The 23,282-nt window shown below is 64.5% G+C and carries 26 protein-coding genes and 1 other RNA gene; 6 read left to right on the plus strand and 21 right to left on the minus strand.

Annotated features, from left to right (window positions below; translation table 11 throughout):
- Positions 1-12: 12 nt before the first annotated feature.
- The 5 genes from NFI08_RS09590 to rsmI all read right to left on the minus strand — a co-directional run bounded on the left by NFI08_RS09590 (position 13) and on the right by rsmI (position 4,625).
- On the minus strand, positions 13-1,737 hold the full coding sequence (locus NFI08_RS09590; RefSeq protein WP_349588965.1) for a peptidoglycan D,D-transpeptidase FtsI family protein: 1,725 nt from the start codon (positions 1,735-1,737) through the stop codon (positions 13-15).
- On the minus strand, positions 1,734-2,057 hold the full coding sequence (gene ftsL, locus NFI08_RS09595; RefSeq protein ID WP_052704393.1) for a cell division protein FtsL: 324 nt from the start codon (positions 2,055-2,057) through the stop codon (positions 1,734-1,736). The genes NFI08_RS09590 and ftsL overlap by 4 nt, the downstream gene beginning before the upstream one ends.
- 9 nt (positions 2,058-2,066) lie before the next feature.
- The gene (rsmH, locus tag NFI08_RS09600) at positions 2,067-3,023 is read right to left on the minus strand and encodes a 16S rRNA (cytosine(1402)-N(4))-methyltransferase RsmH (protein ID WP_286984885.1); all 957 of its coding nucleotides are present in this window, start codon (positions 3,021-3,023) and stop codon (positions 2,067-2,069) included.
- Positions 3,024-3,165: 142 nt separating this feature from the next.
- An RNA gene (rnpB, locus tag NFI08_RS09605) (RNase P RNA component class A) lies at positions 3,166-3,517 on the minus strand.
- 253 nt (positions 3,518-3,770) lie between these two features.
- The gene (gene rsmI, locus NFI08_RS09610) at positions 3,771-4,625 is read right to left on the minus strand and encodes a 16S rRNA (cytidine(1402)-2'-O)-methyltransferase (RefSeq protein WP_286984884.1); all 855 of its coding nucleotides are present in this window, start codon (positions 4,623-4,625) and stop codon (positions 3,771-3,773) included.
- A gap of 46 nt (positions 4,626-4,671) precedes the next feature.
- Between rsmI and NFI08_RS09615 the strand changes: the two genes are divergently transcribed.
- From NFI08_RS09615 to NFI08_RS09630, 4 genes are read left to right on the plus strand one after another with little or no spacing between them, the layout of a single operon-like run.
- Positions 4,672-6,426: a penicillin-binding protein activator gene (locus NFI08_RS09615; RefSeq protein WP_286984883.1), complete on the plus strand. Its 1,755-nt coding sequence runs from the start codon at positions 4,672-4,674 to the stop codon at positions 6,424-6,426.
- Positions 6,413-6,787 carry a YraN family protein gene (locus NFI08_RS09620; protein ID WP_349588969.1) on the plus strand — a complete coding sequence of 125 codons (375 nt, stop codon included), beginning with the start codon at positions 6,413-6,415 and terminating at the stop codon, positions 6,785-6,787. Before NFI08_RS09615 ends, NFI08_RS09620 begins: the two co-directional genes overlap by 14 nt.
- A 43-nt stretch (positions 6,788-6,830) precedes the next feature.
- A complete protein-coding gene (locus tag NFI08_RS09625; protein WP_045993370.1) occupies positions 6,831-7,424 on the plus strand; it encodes a phosphoheptose isomerase in 594 nt (197 codons plus the stop codon).
- 1 nt (position 7,425) lies between these two features.
- The gene (locus NFI08_RS09630) at positions 7,426-8,016 is read left to right on the plus strand and encodes a BON domain-containing protein (RefSeq protein WP_108132656.1); all 591 of its coding nucleotides are present in this window, start codon (positions 7,426-7,428) and stop codon (positions 8,014-8,016) included.
- 188 nt (positions 8,017-8,204) lie between these two features.
- Here NFI08_RS09630 and NFI08_RS09635 read toward each other — a convergent pair whose 3' ends face one another.
- From NFI08_RS09635 to zapE, 8 genes are all read right to left on the minus strand, one after another.
- Positions 8,205-8,711, minus strand: coding sequence for a ClpXP protease specificity-enhancing factor (locus NFI08_RS09635; RefSeq protein ID WP_286985224.1), 507 nt, complete (start codon positions 8,709-8,711; stop codon positions 8,205-8,207).
- A 91-nt stretch (positions 8,712-8,802) separates the two neighbouring features.
- Positions 8,803-9,429 carry a stringent starvation protein SspA gene (sspA, locus tag NFI08_RS09640; protein ID WP_045993367.1) on the minus strand — a complete coding sequence of 209 codons (627 nt, stop codon included), beginning with the start codon at positions 9,427-9,429 and terminating at the stop codon, positions 8,803-8,805.
- A gap of 177 nt (positions 9,430-9,606) precedes the next feature.
- Positions 9,607-10,377 (minus strand): cytochrome c1, encoded by a 771-nt coding sequence (locus NFI08_RS09645; protein ID WP_045993366.1) that lies wholly within the window; start codon positions 10,375-10,377, stop codon positions 9,607-9,609.
- Positions 10,377-11,636: a cytochrome b gene (locus NFI08_RS09650; RefSeq protein ID WP_045993365.1), complete on the minus strand. Its 1,260-nt coding sequence runs from the start codon at positions 11,634-11,636 to the stop codon at positions 10,377-10,379. The genes NFI08_RS09645 and NFI08_RS09650 overlap by 1 nt, the downstream gene beginning before the upstream one ends.
- Positions 11,636-12,235 carry a ubiquinol-cytochrome c reductase iron-sulfur subunit gene (petA, locus tag NFI08_RS09655; protein ID WP_045993364.1) on the minus strand — a complete coding sequence of 200 codons (600 nt, stop codon included), beginning with the start codon at positions 12,233-12,235 and terminating at the stop codon, positions 11,636-11,638. Before petA ends, NFI08_RS09650 begins: the two co-directional genes overlap by 1 nt.
- A gap of 373 nt (positions 12,236-12,608) precedes the next feature.
- Positions 12,609-12,998 carry a 30S ribosomal protein S9 gene (gene rpsI / locus NFI08_RS09660; protein ID WP_045993363.1) on the minus strand — a complete coding sequence of 130 codons (390 nt, stop codon included), beginning with the start codon at positions 12,996-12,998 and terminating at the stop codon, positions 12,609-12,611.
- Positions 12,999-13,011: 13 nt separating this feature from the next.
- Positions 13,012-13,440 carry a 50S ribosomal protein L13 gene (gene rplM / locus NFI08_RS09665; RefSeq protein WP_045993422.1) on the minus strand — a complete coding sequence of 143 codons (429 nt, stop codon included), beginning with the start codon at positions 13,438-13,440 and terminating at the stop codon, positions 13,012-13,014.
- 221 nt (positions 13,441-13,661) lie between these two features.
- Entirely contained in the window at positions 13,662-14,828 is a 1,167-nt protein-coding gene (gene zapE, locus NFI08_RS09670) for a cell division protein ZapE (protein ID WP_253028315.1), read from the minus strand.
- A 215-nt stretch (positions 14,829-15,043) separates the two neighbouring features.
- On the opposite strand from zapE, the gene NFI08_RS09675 reads away from it, so the two are divergent.
- Positions 15,044-15,487, plus strand: a complete 444-nt coding sequence (locus NFI08_RS09675; RefSeq protein WP_052704392.1) for a Z-ring associated ZapG family protein — start codon at positions 15,044-15,046, stop codon at positions 15,485-15,487.
- A gap of 81 nt (positions 15,488-15,568) precedes the next feature.
- On the opposite strand, the gene NFI08_RS09680 is transcribed toward NFI08_RS09675, so the two are convergent.
- On the minus strand, positions 15,569-16,330 hold the full coding sequence (locus NFI08_RS09680; protein WP_108447664.1) for a Nif3-like dinuclear metal center hexameric protein: 762 nt from the start codon (positions 16,328-16,330) through the stop codon (positions 15,569-15,571).
- Positions 16,331-16,452: 122 nt separating this feature from the next.
- Between NFI08_RS09680 and NFI08_RS09685 the strand changes: the two genes are divergently transcribed.
- Positions 16,453-17,706 (plus strand): Do family serine endopeptidase, encoded by a 1,254-nt coding sequence (locus tag NFI08_RS09685; RefSeq protein WP_045993360.1) that lies wholly within the window; start codon positions 16,453-16,455, stop codon positions 17,704-17,706.
- Between the two features lie 156 nt (positions 17,707-17,862).
- On the opposite strand, the gene hisD is transcribed toward NFI08_RS09685, so the two are convergent.
- The 7 genes from hisD to mlaD form a co-directional block, all read right to left on the minus strand.
- Positions 17,863-19,176: a histidinol dehydrogenase gene (hisD, locus tag NFI08_RS09690; RefSeq protein ID WP_286985223.1), complete on the minus strand. Its 1,314-nt coding sequence runs from the start codon at positions 19,174-19,176 to the stop codon at positions 17,863-17,865.
- 66 nt (positions 19,177-19,242) lie between these two features.
- Complete coding sequence (hisG, locus tag NFI08_RS09695; RefSeq protein WP_045993265.1) at positions 19,243-19,893, minus strand: ATP phosphoribosyltransferase; 651 nt, start codon at positions 19,891-19,893, stop codon at positions 19,243-19,245.
- 88 nt (positions 19,894-19,981) lie between these two features.
- Complete coding sequence (murA, locus tag NFI08_RS09700) at positions 19,982-21,244, minus strand: UDP-N-acetylglucosamine 1-carboxyvinyltransferase (protein ID WP_045993264.1); 1,263 nt, start codon at positions 21,242-21,244, stop codon at positions 19,982-19,984.
- Positions 21,245-21,257: 13 nt separating this feature from the next.
- Complete coding sequence (locus tag NFI08_RS09705; protein ID WP_045993263.1) at positions 21,258-21,512, minus strand: BolA family protein; 255 nt, start codon at positions 21,510-21,512, stop codon at positions 21,258-21,260.
- A gap of 283 nt (positions 21,513-21,795) precedes the next feature.
- On the minus strand, positions 21,796-22,131 hold the full coding sequence (locus NFI08_RS09710) for an STAS domain-containing protein (RefSeq protein WP_045993262.1): 336 nt from the start codon (positions 22,129-22,131) through the stop codon (positions 21,796-21,798).
- Positions 22,128-22,778, minus strand: coding sequence for an MlaC/ttg2D family ABC transporter substrate-binding protein (locus NFI08_RS09715; RefSeq protein WP_045993261.1), 651 nt, complete (start codon positions 22,776-22,778; stop codon positions 22,128-22,130). The genes NFI08_RS09710 and NFI08_RS09715 overlap by 4 nt, the downstream gene beginning before the upstream one ends.
- Before the next feature lie 34 nt (positions 22,779-22,812).
- Positions 22,813-23,277, minus strand: coding sequence for an outer membrane lipid asymmetry maintenance protein MlaD (mlaD, locus tag NFI08_RS09720; RefSeq protein ID WP_045993260.1), 465 nt, complete (start codon positions 23,275-23,277; stop codon positions 22,813-22,815).
- Positions 23,278-23,282 lie beyond the last annotated feature (5 nt).

Consider the following 23,282-nt stretch of genomic DNA (forward strand, 5'->3'; position numbering starts at 1 on the left):
TCGCCTTCTGCGTCATGGGCTGTCGCCCTCCTGTTCGGGGCGATCCGGCGGTACGTCGAGGATGCGCAGGGCACTGCCCGCCACCCGCGAGAACACCGGGGCAGCGATGGCGCCGCCGTAGTAGGCGTCGCCCCGGGGATGGTCGATCATTACTACGGTGATGATGCGTGGATCGGAGACCGGGGTAATCCCGACAAACAACGACCGGTAGGCGTTCTGCTCGTAGCCACCGCTGCCGCTCTTGCGCACGGTGCCGGTCTTGCCGGCCACACTGTAGCCGGGCACCAGCGCGCGTCGGGCGCCGGTGCCTGGTGCCACCACCTCATCCATCATGGCCAGGACGCGGTCGGCGACCTCGGGCTCGATGACCGGCTCGCCCTGGGCGGCGCGGTTGAGGCGCAGCAGCGACGGCGGCAGGCGTTCGCCATGATTGGCGATGGAGGTATAGGCACTGGCCAGCTGCAAGGCGGTGACCGACAGACCGTAACCGTAGGACAGCGCGGCCCACTGGCTGCTCGACCACACCGCCGGCGCCGGCATGTTGCCGGTGGCCTCTCCGGGGAAGCCGGTGCCCGGGGCCTGGCCGAATCCCAGCGCGCGGTAGCGATCTGGCACCACCGGGTCGTCGAGCTGCAGGGTCAGCTTGGCCATGCCGATGTTCGAGGACTTGCGCAGGATCCCGGCCAGGGTCAACTCGCCGTTATTGGAGACGTCGCGGATGGTGTAGCGGTCGATTCGCATCCAGCCCGGCGACGTATCCACCACGGTGTCACGTGGAAAGCGACCGGTCTCGAGCAGCGCCGACATGGCCAGCGGCTTCATCACCGAGCCCGGTTCGAACACGTCGACCATGGCACGGTTGCGCAGCCCCTGGGGGTCCAGGCCGGCGCGGTTGTTGGGGTTGTAGGAGGGCTGGTTGGCCATCGCCAGCACCTCGCCGCTGCGCGCGTCCATCATCACCAGTACGCCGCCGTCGGCGTCGTTCTCATCCACGGCAGCCTTGAGCTCACGGTAGGCCATGTACTGCAGGCGCTGGTCGATGGACAGCGTCAGGTTGCCGCCTGGCTCTGCCTCCTGCAGCACCTCCAGATCGCGCACCAGACGTCCACGGCGGTCCTTGAGCACGCGGCGCTTGCCGGGCTCACCGGACAGGTAGGATTGATAGGCCAGCTCCAGTCCTTCCTGGCCCTGGTCATCGACGTTGGTGACCCCCAGCAGCTGGGCGGTCACCTCGCCGGCAGGATAGTAGCGCTTGTACTCTTCCCGGGCGTGGACGCCAGGCACCCGCAGCTTGAGCACTTCTTCGGCCTGGGCCGGGGTCATGCGCCGACGCAGGTACATGAATTCCCGTTCGCTGTAGCGGTCGATACGCTCGTTGAGGGCATCGAGGTCCTGGCCCAGCGCCTGGGCCAGGCGCAACCGCTGGATGTCGTCGGCGGGCAGATCCTGGGGGTTGGCCCAAAGCGTCACCACAGGGGTCGAGATCGCCAGCGGTTCGCCGTGACGATCGGAGATCATGCCCCGGTGGGCGGGGATCGGATCGGTTCTGAGGGTACGGGCGTCCCCCTGCACCTGAAGAAAGTTGCGATCGATGACGTGAAGATCGACGATCCGCCCGGCCAGCAGACCCAGGCCCAGCAGGATCAGCGTCATCATCACCACGTAGCGCGCCCGCCCCATCGGTTCCATCGGCGGCGGGCGGCGAGGTGTCACGCCCCGGGGAAGTTCCGCGGTCATGGCGTGATCACCTCGATGTCATGGATATCGGGCAGCCGCATCTCCAGACGCTCCACCGCCAGGCGTTCGACACGCGACGGCGTCGACCAGGCGCTCTCCTCCAGCAGCAACTGCCCCCACTCCGTCTGCAACTGCTGCTGTTCACGCTCCAGCTCCTGGAGCCGAGCATACTGCTGGCGAGTCTGGTGACTGACGCTGATCACCGCCAGCGCCGACACCAGGCATGCCAGCAGCAGCGCCACCACCAGCAAAAGGCGTGGCGACATGGTGCGCGGCAGCGGCCAGCCAAAGGCGTTGATATCCAGTCGTCCTTGAGCCATGGAAGGTCCTCAGTAGCGCTTGCGCGCCATGCGCATGACGGCGCTGCGGGAGCGTGGATTGGCCTCGACCTCTTCGGCGCTGGCCTTCATCGCCTTGCCCAGTGACTCCAGCCGTCGCGCGATCTGATCGTCGCGCAGCGGTATTCCCCGGGGCACCTGGGTATCGCCCTTGACGTGATCGCGGATAAATCGCTTCACCCGTCGATCCTCCAGCGAGTGGAAGCTGATCACCACCAGATGCCCCCCGGGCGCCAGTGCCTCCAGCGCGGCTTCCAGCGCCAGATCGAGCTGATCGAGCTCACCGTTGACCTCGATACGCATGGCCTGGAACACGCGAGTGGCAGGATGCTTGCCCTTCTCCCAGGCGGGATGGGCGGCCTTGACCACCTCGGCAAGATCGGCCGTGCGGGTGAAAGGCCGTTCCTGGCGCCGAGCGATGATGGCCCGCGCCAGCCGACGAGCGTAGCGCTCCTCGCCGTAACGCTTGAACACCGAAGCCATCTCGGCCTCGCCCACACGCGCAATCCACTGGGCCGCGCTCTCGCCCTGGGTCGGGTCCATGCGCATGTCCAGCGGGCCGTCGCGCAGAAAGCTGAAACCGCGATCGGGATCGTCAAGCTGAGGGGAGGACACGCCAATGTCGAGCAGGATACCGGACAGCTTGCCATCCAGGCCGTGATCGCGGGCGACCTCTCTCAGCCGCGCAAACTCGGCACGTTCGATGGTAAAGCGTGGGTCATCGATGCTGGCCGCCTCGGCGATCGCCTGGGGGTCGCGATCAAGGGCCAGCAGGCCACCGTCTTGTGCAAGGCGGGAAAGGATGGCGCGGGAATGACCGCCTCGTCCGAAGGTGCCATCCAGATATACGCCAGCGGGATCATGCACCAGGGCGTCGACGGCACCGTCGAGCAGGACGCTTTCATGAGCGAAGCCGCGCACGGAGGATTCAGGGGAAGGTGACGGCATGCGGGTCTCGTTCGACGGCGGTGTTCCTACGCGCGGCCAGCCATCAGCGCCGTCAGCGGTGGAAAACCCTCACGCCACTGGACTCCTGGCCGCACAAACTAGTGATCGCGCCGCTCGAGCCAGGCCCGAGCGCGCAAGAAAAATGGGGAGTCGGCCGATAAGCCGGGTTCTGTCGAGGACAGTCATTCCTCTAGGAGCAGTGTCACCACTGCCCTCAAGCAACCTACCCGAACCCAGCGCGGGCCACGCCAACGGGTTCCTATTTGGTCTTGCTCCGAGTGGGGTTTACCGTGCCACGCACTGTTGCCAGGCGCGCGGTGCGCTCTTACCGCACCCTTTCACCCTTGCCGGCCTCCCGAGGGAGACGTAGGCGGTCTACTCTCTGCTGCACTTTCCGTCGGCTCACGCCGCCCAGGGGTTACCTGGCACTCCGCCCTATGGAGCCCGGACTTTCCTCCCCCGCATCAAGCGGCGGCGACTGTCTGGCCAACTCCCGCGGCAAGCATACCAGCGCCCTGCCACCCCCTCAATCCCCGCCTCGCCGTGACGGGCCCGGGACAACCCCCAGCCTCTTCGGGCGATCACTCCTGATGCCCTCTCGACGCCCTCAATCCCCGCCTTGCCGTGACGGGCCTGGGACAACCCCCAGCCTCTTCAGGCGATCGCTCCTGATGCCCTCTCGACGCCCCCAATCCCCGCCTTGCAGCGACGATCACAGGGCGTCCTCCAGTGCACCAGCGGCTGGATTCAATCGGCGTCCTTCAACGCCTGCGCCTGGGCGTACCACTGTTTCTTCGGCCCGCCGAGCACGCGCGCGGCCACGGCCGCGGCCTGCTTGACCCCCACTCCTTCGGCCAGCAGCGCGCGCAGCAGCGCTTCATCATCCACCGCTCGCTGGTCCGGTGCCGGCCCCGAGGCCCCGGCCACCATCACCACGAATTCGCCACGTGCCTGATCGGCGTCAGACTCCATCAGTGTCAGCAGCTCGGCGGCGCTGCCGTCGAGGAAGGTCTCGAAGGTCTTGGTCAACTCACGCCCGAGCACCACTCTGCGCTCGCCCAGTACGGCGGCCAGATCGGCCAGGGTGTCGCGGATACGATGGGGAGACTCGTAACAGACCTGGGTGACGGGTGAATTCCTCCAGGCCTCGATGCGCGCTCGCCGCCCCGCACCCTTGGCCGGCAGGAAGCCATGAAAACTGAAATGATCGGTAGGCAGCCCGGCGGCACACAGCGCAGTGACCAGTGCGCAGGGACCGGGGATCGGCACCACCCGAAAACCCGCCGCCCTGAGCTCACGCACCACGACATAGCCGGGATCGCTGATCAAGGGAGTACCGGCATCACTGATCAGCGCCACATCGTCGCCCTGGGCGAGCCGCTGCCTGAGCGTCTCGACCCGGGACGCCTCGTTATGGTCGTGCACGGAAATCATCGCCGGCGACAGACCGAGATGACGCATCAGGCGGGCACTGTGGCGAGTATCCTCCGCCGCGACCAACGCCACCTGGCCCAGCACCTGGGCGGCGCGGGGACTGAGATCTTCCAGATTCCCAATTGGCGTGGCGACCACGTACAATGAACCAGCTTTCGCTTCTGACATCTTGGCTCCCTGGGCTGCCATCCGGAACACGGACAAGGAAGGATTCATGAGGACTTTGACTCGCGGCCCCGTGGCCGCCGCTGTACTGGCCATCACGCTGGCCGGCTGCAGCTTCACGCCGAGCATCGTACAGCGGGCCATGGACGACGACCCGGACCAACTACTGGCGCAAGCCGCCCAGCAACAAGGCGCCGAAGCGGCACAGACCCGGCTGAGGGCGGCCGACATCCTAGCACGCTCCGGACGCCGCCCCCAGGCACTGGAAGTCCTCAACAGCCTGGACGACAGCCAGCTCTCCGGCGACAGCCGGCGTCAGTGGGCACTGCTGCTGTCCGAACTGGGGGACAGTGAGGGCGATCCCCAGGCGGTCGTCAGAGCCGCCAGCGTGCTCGACGAGATGCAGCTGCCCAACGACGAAGCCAATCTGCTGCGCCTGCGCCAGGGGCTGGCGCTGGGCCAGCTGGGCGAACCTCTCGAGTCGGCTCGCCTGCTGATGCAGGTGCAGAGCGCCACCGGCCGCGAGGACATCAACGACGCCATCTGGGACCAGTTGAGCGCACTCAACGGCCGCCAGCTCGAGGCACTTGAAGAGCCCGACAACGCCATCGTCACCGGCTGGCTCGAGCTGACCCGCCTGGTCAACCAGAGCGGCGGTGACATCCAGAGGCTATTCGCTCGTCTCGATGACTGGCGCGTGGCCAATCCGGACCACCCCGCCAACCGTCGCCTGCCTACCCAGATCACCCAGTTGCGTGAACTGCGTGGCAAGAGCGTGCAGAGCATCGCGGTGCTGCTGCCCGAGTCGGGCCCGCTTTCCGGCGTCGCCGACGCCATCGAAAAGGGAATTCGCAGCCACCAGGCCAATGTGGTCAACGGCGGCGGAAACGGGGCCCAGCTCAGCTTCTTCGACGCCTCCAACGGCAATCTCGACGAACTCTATCAGCAGGCCCAGAGCAGCGGCGCCCAGGTGGTCATCGGCCCGCTGGACAAGAGCGACGTGACTCGTCTCGAAAGCCGCGCCGAGGTGCCCCTGCCGACCCTGGCGCTGAACTACGGCCAGTCCGCCTCCAACCAGACCAAGAACCTGTACGAGTACGGCCTGTCGGCAGAAGACGAAGCCCGCCAGGCGGCCCGCCGCGGCTGGCAGGACGGCCACCGCAGCGCCTCCATGCTGGTACCTGACAACGACTGGGGTCAGCGGGTCGGCGAAGCCTTCTGGAACACCTGGAGCGAACTGGGCGGCGATATCGCCACGGCGGTGCGCTACAACCCCGGCGCCTCGGCCACCGACAGCACCCGCCGCGCCATCAGCAACCCGCGTCCGGACATGCTGTTCCTGCTGGCCCTGCCGGACTTCGCCCGCCAGGTGCCGCCGACACTGGAATACTATTCGGCCTCCGATCTGCCGGTGTACGCCACCTCACACCTCTACGAAGGCACCCCTCAGTCGCGCCTGGACCGCGACCTCGACGGCGTGCAGTTCCCCGATATCCCCTGGAACATTCCCGACGCCGCCGTGGGCGGGGCCGAGGCTCTCCCCTTCTACGACACCTATCAAGAGCTCAAGGCCGAAGACAAGCCAGCCATCTTCCGCCTGATGGCGATGGGCGTCGACGCCTACGAACTGGCACGCCGCATGCCGCAGATCCAGGCCCTGCCGGGTTCACGCATGCAGGGCGCGACCGGCACCCTGAGCGCCGCCGGCGATGGCCGCATCTACCGCGAACTGCCATGGGCGCAGTTCAGCAGCGGCGTGCCGGCACCCGTGTTCAGTGACGGCCTCGGTGATGCGGCGCCCTGACGCCATAGACGCCGTCGCCCGCGGCCAGGCCATCGAGCGTCACGCCGAGGCCTGGCTGTGCCAGCGTGGACTGATACCGATCTCGCGCAACCAGCGCGCCAAGGGAGGCGAGATCGATCTGGTGATGCGCGACGGCGAGACCCTGGTGTTCGTCGAAGTGCGCCACCGCCGCAGCATCCGCCACGGCCATCCTGCAGAAACCATCACCATCACCAAACAACGCCGCCTGATCCGGGCGGCGCGTTTTTATCTCCACCGCAACGGGCTATCATGTCCTTGCCGCTTCGATGTCCTGGCCGTTACCGGCTCGTCACCGAGCCTCGACATCCAGTGGATCGCCGGTGCATTCGAAGCAAACTGACACAGCGGGCTCCCGGCGAGCCCCCATGGACCAGGAAGGCAGCATGGATTTCCAGAGCCGAATTCTCGGACAGTTCAACGACAGTATCGACACCAAGACCTACGCCAGCGAAGTGCTTCCACCGTTCATCGAGGTCGCGAGCCAGATGATGGTCCAGAGCCTGGTCACCGACGGCAAGATTCTCGCCTGTGGCAACGGCGGCAGCGCCGGCGACAGCCAGCACTTCTCCTCCGAACTGCTCAATCGCTTCGAGCGCGAGCGCCCCAGTCTGCCGGCCCTGGCCCTGACCACCGACACCTCGACGTTGACCTCCATCGCCAACGATTACAGCTACAACGAGGTGTTCTCCAAGCAGGTGCGTGCTCTGGGCCAGCCTGGCGACGTGCTGCTGGCGATTTCCACCAGCGGCAACTCGGCCAATGTCATCCAGGCCATCCAGGCCGCTCATGACCGTGACATGACGGTGGTGGCCCTGACTGGACGGGACGGCGGCAACATGGCCTCCCTGCTGGGACAGGACGATTGCGAGATCCGGGTGCCGGCCACCTCCACGGCCCGTATTCAGGAGGTTCACCTGCTGGTGATCCACTGCCTGTGTGACCTTATCGACGAACAACTCTTTGGTGCGAGTGAATAACATGACGCAACGCGATTCCCGTTCGACACGCCCCCTGATGACCGCCCTGCTGCTGTCCGCCCTGCTGGCCGGCTGCACCACCGTAACCTCGGTGACCAACCCTGGCACCATCGACGAGGATTACGGCGAGCGCACCCTGGGCGCGACCGTCGAGGACGAGAGCATCGAGACCAAGGCCGCCCACAACCTGGGACGCGTCGATGCACGCCTGAAGGACGCCAGGATCAACGTCGACAGCTACAACGGCGTGGTACTGCTGACCGGTCAGGTCCCCAGCGAAGAGCTCAAGCAGCGCGCCGAAGAGATCGTCAGCCAGGTGCGCAACGTTCGCCGGGTACACAATGAACTCAGCGTGGCGGCCAACCTGCCCACCAGTCAGCGCCTCAACGACGCCTGGCTGGACACCAAGGCACGTACCGCCCTCGCCACCAGCGATCAGGTCGACTCCGGCCGCATCACCGTAGTCACCGAGAACGCTACCGTCTACCTTATGGGCCTGGTGACCCACGCCGAGGCCGACCGTGCGGTCAATGTGGTATCCAACGCCGGCGGCATGGAGCGTATCGTCAAGGTATTCGACTACATCGACTGATGGCGACAGGCGTGCCCTCGCAAGAAGGCACGCCCCTCAAGCGCAAAAGATGTACAAAAAAGCGGCGGGCCCTCAGGCCCGCCGCTTTTTATGAGATCACGCTTGTGAAGAGGTCCCGCTTTTCCAGCAGACCAAGCCGACGACAGCTCGCCGCCGACCACCTTTCGAGCGCGATGCGCCCGATGGCCTTACTTGATCACCCTGAGGGATGGACGCCCCTTGCGAGGCGGCTTGGACCTCTCGACACCTCCATCCACGCCATCGCCGCCATCGGACTCACTGCCTGCGTTCTCATCGGAAGCGGCAGGAGACTCCTCCTCTGACGAATCCTTGACGCTCTCCAGGGCCGGCGCATCGACGTCGTTGGCCTCTTCGACGGGAAGCTCAGGCTCGTGACCAAAGACCATGCCGACGCCGTTCTCGCGGGCGTACAGGGCAATCAGTGCAGGCAGCGGTACAAACAGCAACTCCGACTTGCCACTGAAGCGCGCCGAGAAACGAATCACGTCGTTGCCCATGTCCAGATCACGCACGGCGGTAGGGCCAAGGTTCAGCACGATCTGGCCGTTCTGCACGAACTGCCTGGGAACCTCGACGTTCTCGTACTCCGCATCGACGACGATATACGGCGTCAATTCATTGTCCAGCAGCCACTCGTACAGCGCCCTGGCCAGGTAGGGACGGCTCGACTTCATGATATGGCCCTCTTGGTTGGCGAATGGGAACTCGGGCGACTCCGGTGGCGACCGGACACACACGGCTCAGGCATTCCGTTCAAGCAAAACATCAGGGACGAATTTCGCGCTCGGCCTCGGACAGCGCAGCACGGAAGCCATCACGGGCGAACACGCGCTCCATGTAGCCCATCAGCGGCCGTACCTGCTTCTCGGGCAGCTCGATATTGAGCGCAGGAAGACGCCACAGGATCGGCGCAAGGCAGCAGTCCACCAGGGTGAACTCCTCGCTCATGAAGAAGGGCATGTCCTCGAAGATCGGCGAGATACCGATCAGGCTTTCACGCAGCTCCTTGCGCGCCTTGTCGGCTTCCTTCTTGCTGCCGGACAGGATGCGATCGACCATCGGGCACCACTCGCGCTCGATACGATGCATCCACAGTCGGCTCTGGGCACGCGCGACAGGATAGACCGGCAGCAACGGCGGGTGCGGGAAACGCTCGTCCAGATACTCCATCATGACCTTGGACTCGTAGAGCACCAGGTCACGATCCAACAGCGTGGGGACGCTGTTGTAAGGGTTCAGGTCCGCCAACTCCTCGGGATGCTTGTCGTCGGTCACCTCGACAATATCCACGGCCACGCCCTTCTCAGCCAGCACGATCCGCACACGATGGCTGAAATGGTCCTCGCCACCGGAGTAGAAGATCATCGACGACCGCTTGGCCACTACACCCATGAAACAATCCTCGCATCAGTTCAAGCCGGGATGATAACACGACAACCCCCTTCTCGGGGGGGCATCAGGGGCACATCTTTGCTCCCGCAGCGGGTCCGCCCGGGCGCAACGATGATACCAGAAAAGGCAACGGGCGCGTGGTCATCGACCCCGCGCCCGCCATGGCGGACCAATCGGTCAGTGAATGTCTCGCCAGTACTCGCGCTTGAGGAAGTAGGCGATGATGCCAAACAGCAGGATGAAGATCAGCACCTTCGGTCCCAGCGCCTGGGCATGCAGCTTGGACGGCTCACCCACGTAGGCCAGGAAGTTGGTCAGATCATACACCGCCTGCTCGAACTCCTTGGGCTCCATGCTGCCCGGCGACGTCACCTGCAGGGTCTCGCAGGACTGGTACTTGCCGGTCAGCGGATCGAGTTCGGCGTCACCGACCGCATGATCGGAGGCTGCACAGACCTTCTCCTGCACCCCCTGCAGCGGCTCGAGCACGTTGGGCATGCCCACCGCCGGGAACACCACATTGTTGACCCCGGTGGCACGCTCGCTGTCACGATAGAAGCTCAGCAGATAGCTGTAGATCCAGTCGGTGCCGCGCAGTCTGGCCTCCAGGGTCAGATCCGGCGGCGCCTTGCCGAACCATACCTCGGCATCCTCGGCACTCATCGCCTTGTGCATCTGGTCGTTGTACCCCAGTTCCGGCGAGAAGATCAGATTGTCCTCGACCAGATCCTGGGGCATCCCCAGATCCTCGGCCGCGCGGGAGAAACGCTGGTACTCCAGGGAATGACAGCCCATGCAGTAGTTGACGTAGAGCTTCATCCCGTTCTGCAGCGAGGCCTGGTTCTCCAGATCCGGCGACATGCTGCGCAGGTGCACCCCCTCGCCGCCCGCGGCGAAGGAGCAAAGCGGGACCAGCGCGAAGAGCAGTGCGAACAGTTGCTTTTTCATTAGCCAGTCACCCTTTCAGGAACGGGTTTGGTCTTCTCCAGCCGCGTATAGATGGGCATCAACACGAAGAAGGCGAAGTAGATCACGGTGCAGATCTGGGCCAGCAGTGTCCTGGCGCCGGTCGGCGGCAGCACCCCGAGCACCCCGAGGATGACAAAGCTGATCGCGAACAGCACCAGCATCACCTTGGAGATCCAGCCCTTGTAGCGCATGGAGCGCACCGGAGAGCGGTCGAGCCAGGGCAGCACGAACAGCACCGCAATGGCCGCCCCCATGAAGATGACCCCGAGGAACTTGGCGTCCAGACCAAACAGCGAGAAGGTGATGGCGCGCAGGATCGCGTAGAAGGGCGTGAAGTACCACACCGGGGCGATATGATCCGGCGTCTTCAGCGGGTTGGCCGGTTCGAAGTTGGGCTTCTCGAGGAAGTAGCCGCCGCCTTCCGGGAAGTAGAAGATCACCGCACAGAACACGAACAGGAACACCGCCACTCCGACGATATCCTTCACCGTGTAGTAGGGATGGAAGGGAATGCCGTCCAGCGGCTTGCCGGTCTCGTCCTTCTTGGCCTTGATATCGATGCCATCGGGATTGTTGGACCCCACCTCGTGCAAGGCAATGATGTGCAACACCACCAGCGCCAGGATCACGATAGGCAGCGCCACCACGTGCAGGGCAAAGAAGCGGTTCAGCGTGATCCCGGAGATCAGATAGTCACCGCGCACCCACTGGGCCAGGTCGGGACCGATACTCGGGATAGCGGAGAACAGCGAGATGATGACCTGGGCACCCCAGTAGGACATCTGTCCCCAGGGCAGCAGATAGCCCATGAAGGCTTCGGCCATCAGCGCCAGGTAGATCGCCATGCCGAAGATCCACACCAGCTCACGCGGCGCCTTGTAGGAGCCATAGAGCAGGCCGCGGAACATGTGCAGGTAGACCACCAGGAAGAACGCCGAGGCGCCGGTGGAGTGCATGTAGCGGATCAGCCAGCCGTACTCGACATCACGCATGATGTACTCGACGGAGGCGAAGGCACCCTCGGCGCTGGGGTTGAAGCTCATGGTCAGCCAGACACCGGTGAGGATCTGATTGACCAGCACCAGCAGCGCCAGGGAGCCGAAGAAGTACCAGAAGTTGAAGTTCTTGGGCGCGTAGTACTCGGACAGATGCTCCTGCCACATCTGGGTGGCGGGGAAGCGATCATCGACCCAGCGCATGAAACCGCGTTCGGCCTTGGCCTTGTTGGGATTCGCCATTATGCGCCCTCCCCGTCTTCGCCGACCACGATGACCGACTCGTTGACAAAGTAGTAGGGTGGAACTTCCAGGTTCACCGGAGCGGGCACATTGCGAAACACCCTGCCCGCCAGGTCGAAGCGCGAACCATGGCACGGGCAGAAGAAGCCACCGGGCCAGTCATCGACACCGACGCCTTCGGCGTTGGGCTCCGGCTTGAACAGCGGTGAACAGCCCAGATGCGTACAGATGCCAACCAGCACACCGATCTCGGGCCGAATGGAGCGCAGCGAACCGCCGGCATAGTCCGGCTGCATCGGCTTGGCGGAATCCGGATCTGCCAGCACCTCGTCGGTCAACGCCTCGGTACGTTCGATCATCTCCGGCGTGCGATTGATGACCCATACAGGACGGCCCCGCCACTCGACGGTCATTCGCTGCCCGGGTTCGAGCTTCGAAATATCCGCCTGAACGGGCGCACCCGCCGCCCGAGCCCTGGCACTAGGCTGCCAGGAAGCCACAAAGGGTACCGCTACCCCGACGGCGCCGACTGCTCCAACTACGGAGGTCGCCCCTACGAGGAAACGGCGTCGCCCTTTGTTCACGCCGTTGTCTGCCATGATCTGGTTTCTCCCATCAGACTTTATCCGTTGTTGTTTTCACGGCCCCTTGAATGTCCGTGACCACGGATACAAGTGGATTGTATGTTAGGAAATCCCCCCCACCGGCACAAGAAGCCGGCTGACCCAGACCCCCTGCGCAAGCCCCAGACAATTGACGTGGAACAACTTTATACCACTGTGCCTGTTCGCCTTGAGGGACAGGGCGGCTCAAAAGGCATAGACGATGACAGATTAACGAGGGAAACAAGCGCCGCCAGGCGACCCGATGATCCCCACCACCAGAGCACTACAGCACACAATTTTTCGAACCCCGGACACGACAACGCCCGGGCCAATAGCCCGGGCGTTGTTGATCGGCAAGCGTGGGTGATTAACGCTTGGAGAACTGCGGGCGACGACGCGCCTTGCGCAGACCGACCTTCTTACGCTCGACTTCACGTGCGTCACGAGTGACGTAGCCGGCAGCACGCAGCGGCTGACGGAAGTCCTCGTTGTACTGCATCAGGGCACGGGTGATGCCGTGACGAATGGCGCCGGCCTGGGCGCTGCCGCCGCCACCCTTGACGGTGACATAGACGTCGAACTGGCCGAGGGTCTCGGTCAGTTCCAGCGGCTGGCGAACCACCATGCGGCCAGTCACGCGACCGAAGTATTCGTTCAGGTCACGGCTGTTGACGGTGATCTTGCCGGTGCCCGGCTTGAGGAAGACGCGCGCGGTTGAGGTCTTGCGGCGCCCGGTACCGTAATACTGCTGTGTCATGGCGAAGATCCCCTCAGATGTTCAGTTCTTGCGGCTGCTGGGCAGCGTGCGGATGTTCGGAACCGGCGTAGACCTTGAGCTTGGCGTGCATGGCACGGCCCAGCGGACCCTTCGGCAGCATGCCCTTGACGGCACCTTCGATGACACGCTCGGGAGCGTGGTCGATCAGCTGGCTGAAGGTCATGGAACGCAGGCCACCCGGGTAACCGGTGTGACGATGGTACATCTTGTCGCTGGCCTTGTTGCCGGTGACCTTAACCTTCTCGGCATTGATCACGACGATGTAGTCGCCGGTATCAACGTGAGGAGTGTATTCCGGCTTGTGCTTGCCACGCAGGCGGCGAGCAATTTCGGTAGCCAGACGACCGAGCGTCTTGTCCGCGGCATCGACGACATACCAGTCGCGCTGGACGGACTGCGGCTTAGCACTGAACGTCTTCATGGATGAAATCACCAATTCGATGTGTTGGATCCCTTTCGTCGTGTTCTGGACACCCGACAGGTGTTCAGCGAGACCACGCCGCGAAGAGATCATCCCTATTTTTCTTGGTTGCGCGGCACCCGGAAATCCGGACGATGCCGCCACAACGGTCGAGCGAGCGCGCATTCTACATGAGCGAAAGCGTGCCGTCACCCCCTCGGACACACGCAATCACCGTCGGCTCAAGGCTTGTGGGGCAGCGCCAGGTACTCCCGGGACTGCATCTCCTGAAGCCTGGACAGAGTGCGCTCGAACTCGAACTCCAGCTTGCCACCCTGGTACAGCGCCTCTGCCGGCGCTTCGGCGGACATCAACAGCTTGACGCCACGGTCGTAGAACTCGTCGACCATGTTGATGAAGCGCCTGGCCTGATCATCGGTGGCGGCGTCCATGCGCCGCACACAGGACACCAGGACCGTGTGGAACTCGCGAGCCAGCTCGATGTAGTCGTTCTGACTGCGCGGCCCGTCGCACAGCTCGAGAAAGTCGAACCAGACCACGTCCTCGTGCAGTCGACGCGCCTTGAGGATGCGATGGTTGATCTCCACCGGCACCTGCTCTTCCCCCGCCTGACCGGCGATCTCGCGAAAGCTGCGCTCGAGCTCCTGATCCGCCGCCTCGTCCAGCGGCGAATGGAAGATCTCGGCGCGCTCCAGCGCCCGCAGTCGATAGTCGACGCCGGAATCGACGTTGACCACCTCACAGTGGCGCTTGAGCAGATCGATGGCCGGCAGAAAGCGAGAGCGCTGCAGGCCATCCTTGTACAGATCGTCCGGCACGATGTTGGAGGTGGCGACCAGCACCACACCGCGCTCGAACAACGCCTCGAGCAGATTGGCCAGAATCATGGCATCGGTGATGTCCTTGACGAAGAATTCGTCAAAGCAGATCACCCTCGCCTCCTCGGCAAACTTGCCGGCGATCAGCCGGAGCGGGTTCTTCTCGCCCTTGCAGTGATCCAGCTCGTTGTGGACACGCTGCATGAAGCGATGGAAATGGGTGCGCATCTTCTGGGGAAACGGCAGCGCTTCGTAGAAGGTGTCGACCAGGTAGGTCTTGCCACGACCGACGCCGCCCCAGAAATAGAGCCCGGAGATGGCTGGCAGCGCCGGCTCCTGCTCTTCCTCCTTGCGCCCGAACAGGCCCTTCACCTTCGACGCCCAGCCGTCGCGCGCCGCCGCCGGCGCCTTGGCCTTGGGCGCTGCCACCAGCTCGTCATACAGTCGCTGCAGATGCGCCACGGCATTGGCCTGGGCGGCATCCTCCGTGAAATCATCACGTTGGAGGTCGCGCCGGTAGCGTTCCAGCGGAGTTTCTGGCCGACCACTGCTCGACGGGGAAGAGCTCATGTAGCGTCCTGACTGTCAACAAGTTCGGAGCCGCATTATACGCAGACCACACAGGAATGGCAGGTCCCAGGCCGCGACCGGCAACAGCGCATCACGCCAGCACGACAAGGGAGGCCCCAGGCCATTGACCCTTTATGAGCCAACGCCTCTATAATGGGCCGTCGGCCAGGCCGGCGGCGGCCGCGGGTCGTCCGAAAGAGCTCAGGGAGAACTACGTGGAACCAAGCAACTTCAACATGATCCTGGCGGCGGCTTGCCTGGTGGCGGGAATTGGACTCGGCGCGCTGGGCTACCACCTGCTCAACGGCGGCGCACGCAGTGCCCAAAGGCTGCGCCTCAAGCTGACCGAACGGGAACGCCAGCTGACCGAGTGGAAAGACGGTGTCGACGATCACCTGCAACAGATGGACGACCTGGCCCGGCAGGTCTGCGATGACGCCCTCACCCTGCAGCGGCAACTTCACGAGTCGGCGCGCCAGCTTGGCAGCAAGGCCATCGGCGGCGAGGTGACACCGCCCAGCGAACCCGGCGAGACCAGCGATGATATCGCCATTCCGCGGGACTACGCCGACGGCAACCGCGGCACCCTGTCAGAGGACTTCGGTCTGCGCCAGGCCAATGACGACCAGAACGCAGAACCGCGCCCGCCACGTTACTGACCACCCCGCCATGACAGAGCCCGCACACTGGTGCGGGCTCTGGCGTTGACAGCGACACAAGCGGTCGATGGCGCTTGCTGCTCAGGCAGGGTTGTCGATGTCGACGAAGCGGTGCTCGACACCAAAGCGCTGCGCCAGCCATTCCCCCAACGCCTGGACGCCGTAGCGCTCGGTGGCGTGATGACCCGCCGCCAGATAGTGGATCCCCATCTCCCGCGCCAGGTGGGTGGTGCGCTCGGATATCTCGCCCGAAACGAACACCTCGGCACCGGCCTCGGCGGCCGGGATGATCATGTCCTGAGCGCCGCCGGTACACCAGGCGATTCGACTCACCGCCTCGGTACCAGGCGCCTCGATCACCAACGGCTCGCGTGCCAGCGACGCTCCTACCTGGGCAGCCAGCTCGGCAACGCCCATTGGCCTTTCCAGCCGACCGTGCCACAGAAGCCCTTCGCCCATGGGCGCGTCCAGCGTTCCCTCCACCGTCCACCCCAGGCGCTGCGCCAGGGTCGCATTGTTGCCAAGCTCGGGATGGGCGTCCAATGGCAGGTGGTAGGCCAGCAGGTTGATGTCGTTGGCCAGCAGAGTCGACAGCCGCCGGCGCTTCATGCCGGTAACCGCCACCGGCTCGTTCTTCCAGAAGTAGCCGTGGTGCACCAGCACCAGATCGGCCTGCCAGCGCACCGCCTCGTCAAGCAGCGCCTGACAGGCGGTAACGCCGGAGAGCACACGGGTGACTGTGCGTGCGCCCTCCACCTGCAGCCCGTTCTCGGTGTAGTCCTTGAAGCGCCGGGCCTCCAGCAGCTGCTCGCAGGCCGATACCAGTTCGTCGCGGTCTATCATGAGATCTCCTGAAATAGCTCCAAACAAGCATCAGGTTGGCGATGCTACAATGGCGCACATTGTACGCACCGCCCCGCCGGCCCGCGACCGCCTCACTGCCAAGCGCCAAGGATCATCGCCGCATGCGACGCACCCTCTCGACCTATATCTGGCCGGTCCTCATCGGCATTCTGCTCGCCATCGTGCTGATCAATGCCTTCCCCGAACGGCTCGGCAGACTACCGTCACCGAGCGGTGACAGCCTGACGGTAGTTCCCGCCACGCCACCAGCGACAACCACCGAGCAGCAGGCACCGCAACGTCCTGCCCCCGAGGTCAAGGAGGCTGCGCCGCTGGACCGCCGTGGCGGCCCCGTGAGCTACGCCGAGGCAGTGGAGAAGGCCGCGCCCGCGGTGGTCAACGTCTACTCCTCGCGGGTCGTGGAACGGGAAACCCACCCGCTGATGTCAGACCCCTTCTTCCGCCAGTTCTTCGGCAACAATGACGTGCCGTCGCGCCAACGCATGCTTTCGAGCCTTGGCTCCGGCGTCATCGTCAGCGAGGACGGCTACGTGCTGACCAACCACCACGTCATCAGCGGCGCCGACCAGGTCCAGGTGGCGCTGCGCGACGGCCGCGAGACCCTGGCCCGGGTCATCGGCACCGATCCCGAAAGCGACCTGGCGGTACTCAAGATCGATCTCGGCGACCTGCCGGTGATCGAGCTGACCGACTCGCGCAAGGTCGCGGTGGGCGACGTTTCGCTGGCCATCGGCAACCCCTTCGGGGTCGGCCAGACGGTGACCATGGGCATCATCAGCGCCACCGGTCGCAGCCATCTGGGACTCAACGCCTATGAGGACTTCATCCAGACCGATGCGGCGATCAACCCGGGCAACTCCGGCGGCGCCCTGATCAACCCCGACGGCGCCCTGGTCGGCATCAACACCGCCATCTTCTCCCGCTCGGGGGGCTCCCAGGGTATCGGTTTCGCGATCCCGGCCAACCTGGCCCGCAGCATCCTCGACGAGCTGGTCACCCACGGCCGGGTCATCCGCGGCTGGCTCGGCATCGAGGCCCAGGAGCTGAACCAGGAACTGGCCGCTTCCTTCGGCCTGCAGGCGCCAGCCGGGGTAATCATCGCCGGCGTGGTGTCCCAGGGACCGGCCGACCGGGCGGGACTGAAACCCGGAGACGTACTGCTCGAGGTCGACGGTCGCGCGGTGATCGATCCGCGTCGGACCATGAGCGACATCGCTGCGGTGGCTCCCGGCACCACCCTGACCGTCAGCGTCGCCCGCGACGGCAAGCCGATCGAGGTGGAACTGGAAGTCGGCGAGCGCCCCACGCCCCAATCCCAGTCGCAGCAGACCGGCAGCAGCCAGTCAGCCCCCTGAGACGCACCCCGAGGTGGGTAACGCAGAAGCAGTGTCCAAGCGTGCCCCACCGTCCAGACATGAAAAGGCCCGGAATTGCTCCGGGCCTTTTCATGTCTGGATGCCTGTCTGGGGCCGGGGGCGCTCGGTCACAACGACCACCGGCCCTGCGTCGCTTCAATCCTTGATGCGGTACTCCGCCGAACGCGCGTGGGCGGTCAGCGATTCACCACGAGCCAGCACCGAGGCGGTCTTGCCCAGGGTAGACGCCCCCTGTGGCGAGCAGTGAATGATCGAAGAGCGCTTCTGGAAGTCATAGACGCCAAGCGGTGACGAAAAGCGCGCCGTACCCGAGGTCGGCAGCACGTGGTTGGGACCAGCGCAGTAGTCGCCCAGCGCCTCAGCGGTATGCCGTCCCATGAAGATGGCTCCGGCATGGCGCACCTGCTCCGCCAGTCGCTCCGGGTGCTCCACCGACAACTCCAGGTGCTCCGGCGCGATGCGATTGATCAACTCCAGCGCCTCGCCCTCGTCACGACAGGCGATGAGCGCACCGCGCGTACGCAGCGAGGCCCCGGCGATGGCTTCGCGCTCGAGCGTCGGCAGCAGCCGTTCCATGGACGCTTCCACCGCCGCCAGATGCTCCACATCCCAGCTGACCAGGATCGCCTGGGCGTCTTCGTCGTGCTCTGCCTGGGAGAACAGGTCCATGGCCAGCCAGTCAGGATCGGTCTGGCCGTCGGACACCACCAGGATCTCGGAGGGCCCGGCGATCATGTCGATCCCCACCTGACCAAAGACCGCGCGCTTGGCGGTGGCCACATAAATGTTGCCCGGCCCGACGATCTTGTCGACCCTGGGCACGCTTTCGGTGCCATAGGCCAGCGCCGCCACGGCCTGGGCACCGCCCAGGGTAAACACCTTGTCGACCCCGGCCAGATGCGCCGCCGCCAGCACCAGATCGTTGACCACGCCGTCGGGCGTGGGCACCACCATGATGATCTCCCGCACTCCCGCCACGTGGGCCGGCACAGCGTTCATCAGCACCGATGAGGGATAGGCGGCCTTGCCGCCGGGCACATAGATACCGGCGCGATCCAGCGGCGTCACCTTCTGCCCCAGCACGGTGCCGTCATCTTCGGTGTACTGCCAGGAAGTGGGCTTCTGGCGTTCGTGGTAGACGCGGATACGCTCGGCGGCGGTGGCCAGCGCCTGACGCTGGTCGTCGGGCAGAGCGGCGTAGGCGGCCTCGAGACGATCGTCCCCCAGGGTCAGATCCGCCATGCTCGAGGCCTCGAGGCGATCGAGGCGACAGGTCAGCGCCACCAGGGCGGCGTCGCCCTCCCGACGCACCTGGCTGATGATCTCGGAGACCGCCTGCTGGACACCATGGTCCGACACGCCTTCCCACGCCAGCAGGTCGGTGAGACGGGACTCGAAATCCGCGTCCCGGGTCGAGAGTCGGGCCACCAGGGGCGTGTCTTGGCTCATGTCGGAAATCTCCGCTTCTGTCTTGGCCATACGTTGAGAACCCTCGGGTTCCGTTGGCTGGTGCGCTCAGCTTGCCGCCTGCCGCCGCGCCTCGACGGCGTCGCTCAAGCGGCGCAGCAGCGGCTTGATCTGATCATGCTTGATGGTCATCGAGGCCTGATTGACCACCAACCGGGTGCTGATATGGGCCATCAGTTCCCGTGGCTCCATACCGTTGGCACGCAGCGTATTGCCGGTATCGACGATATCGACGATCTCGTCGGCCAGGTTCATCAGCGGCGCCAGCTCCATGGCACCGTACAGCTTGATGACCTCGGCCTGGATGCCCTGCTCGGCGTAATAGCGCCGCGCCACATTGACGAACTTGGTCGCCACCCGACGCCGGGCACGGGCGGGCTCGGCACCCTGAATACCAGCGGTCATCAGCTTGCAACGCGCGATATTGAGGTCCAGCGGCTCATACAGCCCCTCGGCACCGTGCTCCAGCAGCACATCCTTGCCGGCGACCCCCAGGTCCGCTGCCCCCAGCTGCACATAGGTCGGCACATCGGTGGCACGAATCACCACCAGCTTGACGTCTGGCAGATTGGTGTCGAACAACAGCTTGCGACTCTTGCCCAGGTCCTCGGCGGGCCGGATGCCGGCATCCGCCAGCAGTGGCAGCGTCTCGTCGAGAATGCGCCCCTTGGAGAGCGCCACTATCAATTGCTTGCTCATGGTCTCGCCCGGTTGTCGGGTTGGAAGTCAATGTGGCGTGTTTCCCCGCGCCGGCTCGGGCAGTCCGAGCCGGCTGGGCGAAGAAAGCTCAGCCCGGGACGCGCTTGATCCGAGCACCCAGCAGGTGGAGCTTTTCCTCGATGCATTCGTAGCCGCGATCGATGTGGTAGATACGATCGACCAGGGTCTCGCCCTTGGCCATCATCGCCGCGATCACCAGTGAGGCCGAAGCGCGCAGATCGGTGGCCATCACCGGTGCACCGGACAGATGCTCGACGCCTTCGATGACGGCAGTGTTGCCTTCCAGGGCGATGTTGGCGCCCATGCGGTTCAACTCCTGCACGTGCATGAAACGATTCTCGAAGATCGTCTCGACCACTCGCGAGGAGCCCTCGGCCACCGCATTCATGGCCACGAACTGGGCCTGCATGTCGGTGGGAAAGGCCGGATACGGAGCGGTCCTGATATTGACCGCCCTGGGCCTGCGCCCTTCCATGTCCAGCTCGATCCAGTCCTCACCGGTGGTAATCCTGGCCCCCGCCTCCTCGAGCTTGGCCAGCACCGCCTCGAGAATGTCGGCACGGGTACGACGCACCCTAACGCGGCCACGGCTGAGCGCCGCTGCGACCAGGAAGGTGCCGGTCTCGATACGGTCCGGCATGACGTCGTGGCGAGCCCCGTGGAGCCGCTCCACCCCTTCGATGGTGATGGTGTCAGTACCGTGACCACGGATATCGGCACCCATCTTGATCAGGCACTCGGCCAGATCCACGATCTCGGGCTCCTTGGCGGCGTTCTCGAGCACCGTGGTGCCGTCGGCCAGGGTCGCGGCCATCAGCAGGTTCTCGGTACCGGTCACGGTCACGGTATCGAAGAAGATGGTCGCCCCCTTGAGGCGGCCCGGCGTGGTAGCACGGATGTAGCCACCCTCGACCCGGATATCGGCACCCATGGCCTCGAGGCCACGAATATGCAGGTCCACCGGACGCGAGCCGATGGCGCACCCGCCCGGCAGCGACACGTCGGCCTTGCCGAAGTGGGCAAGCAGCGGTCCCAGCACCAGGATCGAGGCGCGCATCTTCTTGACCAGCTCATAGGGCGCGTGGCAATCGCTGACCTGGGCTCCGTTGAGCTGAATGCACATCTTTTCGCCCATCACCGCCTGCACGCCCATGTGGCCGAGCAGTTCCAGGGTGGTGGTGATGTCCTGCAGATGGGGAAGATTGCCGATGGTTACCGGCTCTTCGGACAGCAGGGTGGCGCACAGGATGGGCAGCGCTGCATTCTTGGCGCCACTGGCCCAGACGTCGCCCTCGGCGGGTCCGTTGCCGGTAATGATCAATTTGTCCATGAAGGCGGTACCATCAGGCTCCGGTGTTTTCGGCGGCAGCCTGCCACTGTGCGGGGGTATAGGTCTTGATGCTGACCGCATGAAGGGCGCCGGAGGCGATTTCCTCGGACAGCGCACCATAGATGACCTGCTGACGCTTGACCGGTGACAGCTCGGCGAAGCGTTCGCCCACCGCAATCACCTGAAAGTTACAGCCTTCACCCTGGATATGAAATTCACAGCCGTCGACACGGCTCTCGAGCAGCGCTTTGACGTCGCTGGGTTGCATGCACCTGCTCCTTGACCAGACCAATGACGGGAGACGCCCACGGCCTCGCCGTGACGTCCCGAAAAAACTCAAAGGGCATATGGTAAAGAAAAGCGGCGCGCTTGGCGATGACGCAGCGAGGTTTCCACCTATACATCCGTCACAAAAAAGACACCCCCGGCCACCTTGCGGTGGTCGGGGGTGCCGGAAGGGCTAGCGGCGAGGGCGAGCAGCCCGGATCAAGGCGCTGGATTCAGACGTCGAACCAGGCGCGTCACGGACACCAGCAGCCAGACAACCGCCGCTAGGCGGTAACGGTGCTGGAAGGCAACAGATCATCCAGACCGGCAAGCTCGGTCAACTGCCTGAGCTGCGCCGACAGCTTGATGCTGTTGAGCGACAGCCCGATCCGGCGAATGGTACGCGCCCACTCGAGCATCATGGTCAGCGCCGCGCTGGAGACGTGCTCCACCTCGCTCAGGTCGAGGCACACCGAGGTGCCCGATGCCCGACTCTGGAGCCACTCACGACCTGCCTCGGCCATGTCCGCGGCCCCGTCGAAGTCGACCTTGCCACACACCCGGAGTGTACTTCCGTCCTCGAGCAGGCGGGCCGACGCCACTTCCATCAACACGCTCACGCACCGCGCTCCAGTTCGTCGACGCCGACATCCGGCGACCAATTGTTGATCACGGCGTCGTAGTCACGGTTGTGGTCACGCATGGCCTGATCGAACTGGTTGCGGAAGGTCAGACCGAGATTGATGCCGTTGACGATGACATTGACCACCCGCCACTGGCCGTTGGACTTGCGCAGGGTGTAGTTGACCGGGTAGATGGTGCCATCGGTGGCCACCACTTCCATCTCGACGCTGTCCTGATCGTCATAGCGTGAGGCGGACTGGTTATCGAGCACGCGAACTTCCTTGTACTCGAAGGTCACCAGGCCCTTGGCATAGGTGTCGAGCAGGGTCTGCTTGAACACCTCGACGAAGCGCGAACGCTGCTCCGGCGTGGCATTGTTGAAGTAGCGGCCCATCACACTGGCGCCGATGTAGCGAAAGTCGGCGACGCCACGCAGACTCTCGTCGACCATCTGCTTGAGCTCGTCGGGACGGTCCATGAAGTAGGCCTCTCGGCCGCCGATCATCCCCATCAGATCATTGACGCTGTCGCGAATCAGCTGTTCGGGGGATTGCTGGGCCATGGCCGGCAGACTGGCCAGCACCATCATCAGCGCCATCAACCAGCGGCGCAGGTGAACCATTGCGGGCAAAGAACGGGTCATGGGTTGCCTCCTTGTATCTCCGGAAACTGCCGGATCAGTCTTTCGTCAGATTGGACACGAACTGCTGGATCAGTTCCTCGAGCACCAGCGCGGACTGGGTATCACGAATCGCCTCACCCTCGGCGATCATCTCCGGTGATCCCCCGACCGACAGCCCGATGTACTGCTCACCAAGCAGGCCCGAGGTAAGGATCGCCGCGGTGCTGTCATCCGGCAGCTTGCCGGCCAGGGAGCTGTCCAGCGACATCACCACCACGGCATCGTAGAACTCGGTATCCAGCTCGATGCTCTCTACCCGTCCCACGGTCACCCCGGCCATCGTCACTCGTGCCCGCGGCTTGAGCCCACCGATATTCGCGAAGTTGGCCCGGAGCTCGTAGGTGTCGTCGGCACGTTGCAGGTCCAGGCCGCTGACCTTGAGCCCCAGGAATACCAGCCCCAGGATACCGGCCAGCATGAACAGGCCCACACCAAACTCCATCGTCTTGCTGCGCTTCATGGACA

The organism is Halomonas sp. EF61 (assembly GCF_040147045.1).
In the GTDB taxonomy this organism is placed as follows: domain Bacteria; phylum Pseudomonadota; class Gammaproteobacteria; order Pseudomonadales; family Halomonadaceae; genus Halomonas; species Halomonas litopenaei.

Excerpts from the sequence above, each read along its gene's own strand:
- NFI08_RS09715 (WP_045993261.1), bottom strand. The coding sequence starts at position 22,778 with ATGACCCGTTCTTTGCCCGCAATGGTTCACCTGCGCCGCTGGTTGATG.
- NFI08_RS09615 (WP_286984883.1), top strand. The coding sequence starts at position 4,672 with ATGAGGACTTTGACTCGCGGCCCCGTGGCCGCCGCTGTACTGGCCATC.
- zapE (WP_253028315.1), bottom strand. The coding sequence starts at position 14,828 with ATGAGCTCTTCCCCGTCGAGCAGTGGTCGGCCAGAAACTCCGCTGGAA.
- NFI08_RS09650 (WP_045993365.1), bottom strand. The coding sequence starts at position 11,636 with ATGGCGAATCCCAACAAGGCCAAGGCCGAACGCGGTTTCATGCGCTGG.
- rsmH (WP_286984885.1), bottom strand. The coding sequence starts at position 3,023 with ATGCCGTCACCTTCCCCTGAATCCTCCGTGCGCGGCTTCGCTCATGAA.
- mlaD (WP_045993260.1), bottom strand. The coding sequence starts at position 23,277 with ATGAAGCGCAGCAAGACGATGGAGTTTGGTGTGGGCCTGTTCATGCTG.
- petA (WP_045993364.1), bottom strand. The coding sequence starts at position 12,235 with ATGGCAGACAACGGCGTGAACAAAGGGCGACGCCGTTTCCTCGTAGGG.
- hisG (WP_045993265.1), bottom strand. The coding sequence starts at position 19,893 with ATGAGCAAGCAATTGATAGTGGCGCTCTCCAAGGGGCGCATTCTCGAC.
- murA (WP_045993264.1), bottom strand. The coding sequence starts at position 21,244 with ATGGACAAATTGATCATTACCGGCAACGGACCCGCCGAGGGCGACGTC.
- rsmI (WP_286984884.1), bottom strand. The coding sequence starts at position 4,625 with ATGTCAGAAGCGAAAGCTGGTTCATTGTACGTGGTCGCCACGCCAATT.
- NFI08_RS09680 (WP_108447664.1), bottom strand. The coding sequence starts at position 16,330 with ATGATAGACCGCGACGAACTGGTATCGGCCTGCGAGCAGCTGCTGGAG.
- NFI08_RS09705 (WP_045993263.1), bottom strand. The coding sequence starts at position 21,512 with ATGCAACCCAGCGACGTCAAAGCGCTGCTCGAGAGCCGTGTCGACGGC.
- NFI08_RS09645 (WP_045993366.1), bottom strand. The coding sequence starts at position 10,377 with ATGAAAAAGCAACTGTTCGCACTGCTCTTCGCGCTGGTCCCGCTTTGC.
- NFI08_RS09620 (WP_349588969.1), top strand. The coding sequence starts at position 6,413 with ATGCGGCGCCCTGACGCCATAGACGCCGTCGCCCGCGGCCAGGCCATC.
- sspA (WP_045993367.1), bottom strand. The coding sequence starts at position 9,429 with ATGGGTGTAGTGGCCAAGCGGTCGTCGATGATCTTCTACTCCGGTGGC.
- rpsI (WP_045993363.1), bottom strand. The coding sequence starts at position 12,998 with ATGACACAGCAGTATTACGGTACCGGGCGCCGCAAGACCTCAACCGCG.
- NFI08_RS09590 (WP_349588965.1), bottom strand. The coding sequence starts at position 1,737 with ATGACCGCGGAACTTCCCCGGGGCGTGACACCTCGCCGCCCGCCGCCG.
- ftsL (WP_052704393.1), bottom strand. The coding sequence starts at position 2,057 with ATGGCTCAAGGACGACTGGATATCAACGCCTTTGGCTGGCCGCTGCCG.
- NFI08_RS09685 (WP_045993360.1), top strand. The coding sequence starts at position 16,453 with ATGCGACGCACCCTCTCGACCTATATCTGGCCGGTCCTCATCGGCATT.
- NFI08_RS09625 (WP_045993370.1), top strand. The coding sequence starts at position 6,831 with ATGGATTTCCAGAGCCGAATTCTCGGACAGTTCAACGACAGTATCGAC.
- NFI08_RS09635 (WP_286985224.1), bottom strand. The coding sequence starts at position 8,711 with ATGAAGTCGAGCCGTCCCTACCTGGCCAGGGCGCTGTACGAGTGGCTG.
- rplM (WP_045993422.1), bottom strand. The coding sequence starts at position 13,440 with ATGAAGACGTTCAGTGCTAAGCCGCAGTCCGTCCAGCGCGACTGGTAT.
- NFI08_RS09630 (WP_108132656.1), top strand. The coding sequence starts at position 7,426 with ATGACGCAACGCGATTCCCGTTCGACACGCCCCCTGATGACCGCCCTG.
- hisD (WP_286985223.1), bottom strand. The coding sequence starts at position 19,176 with ATGAGCCAAGACACGCCCCTGGTGGCCCGACTCTCGACCCGGGACGCG.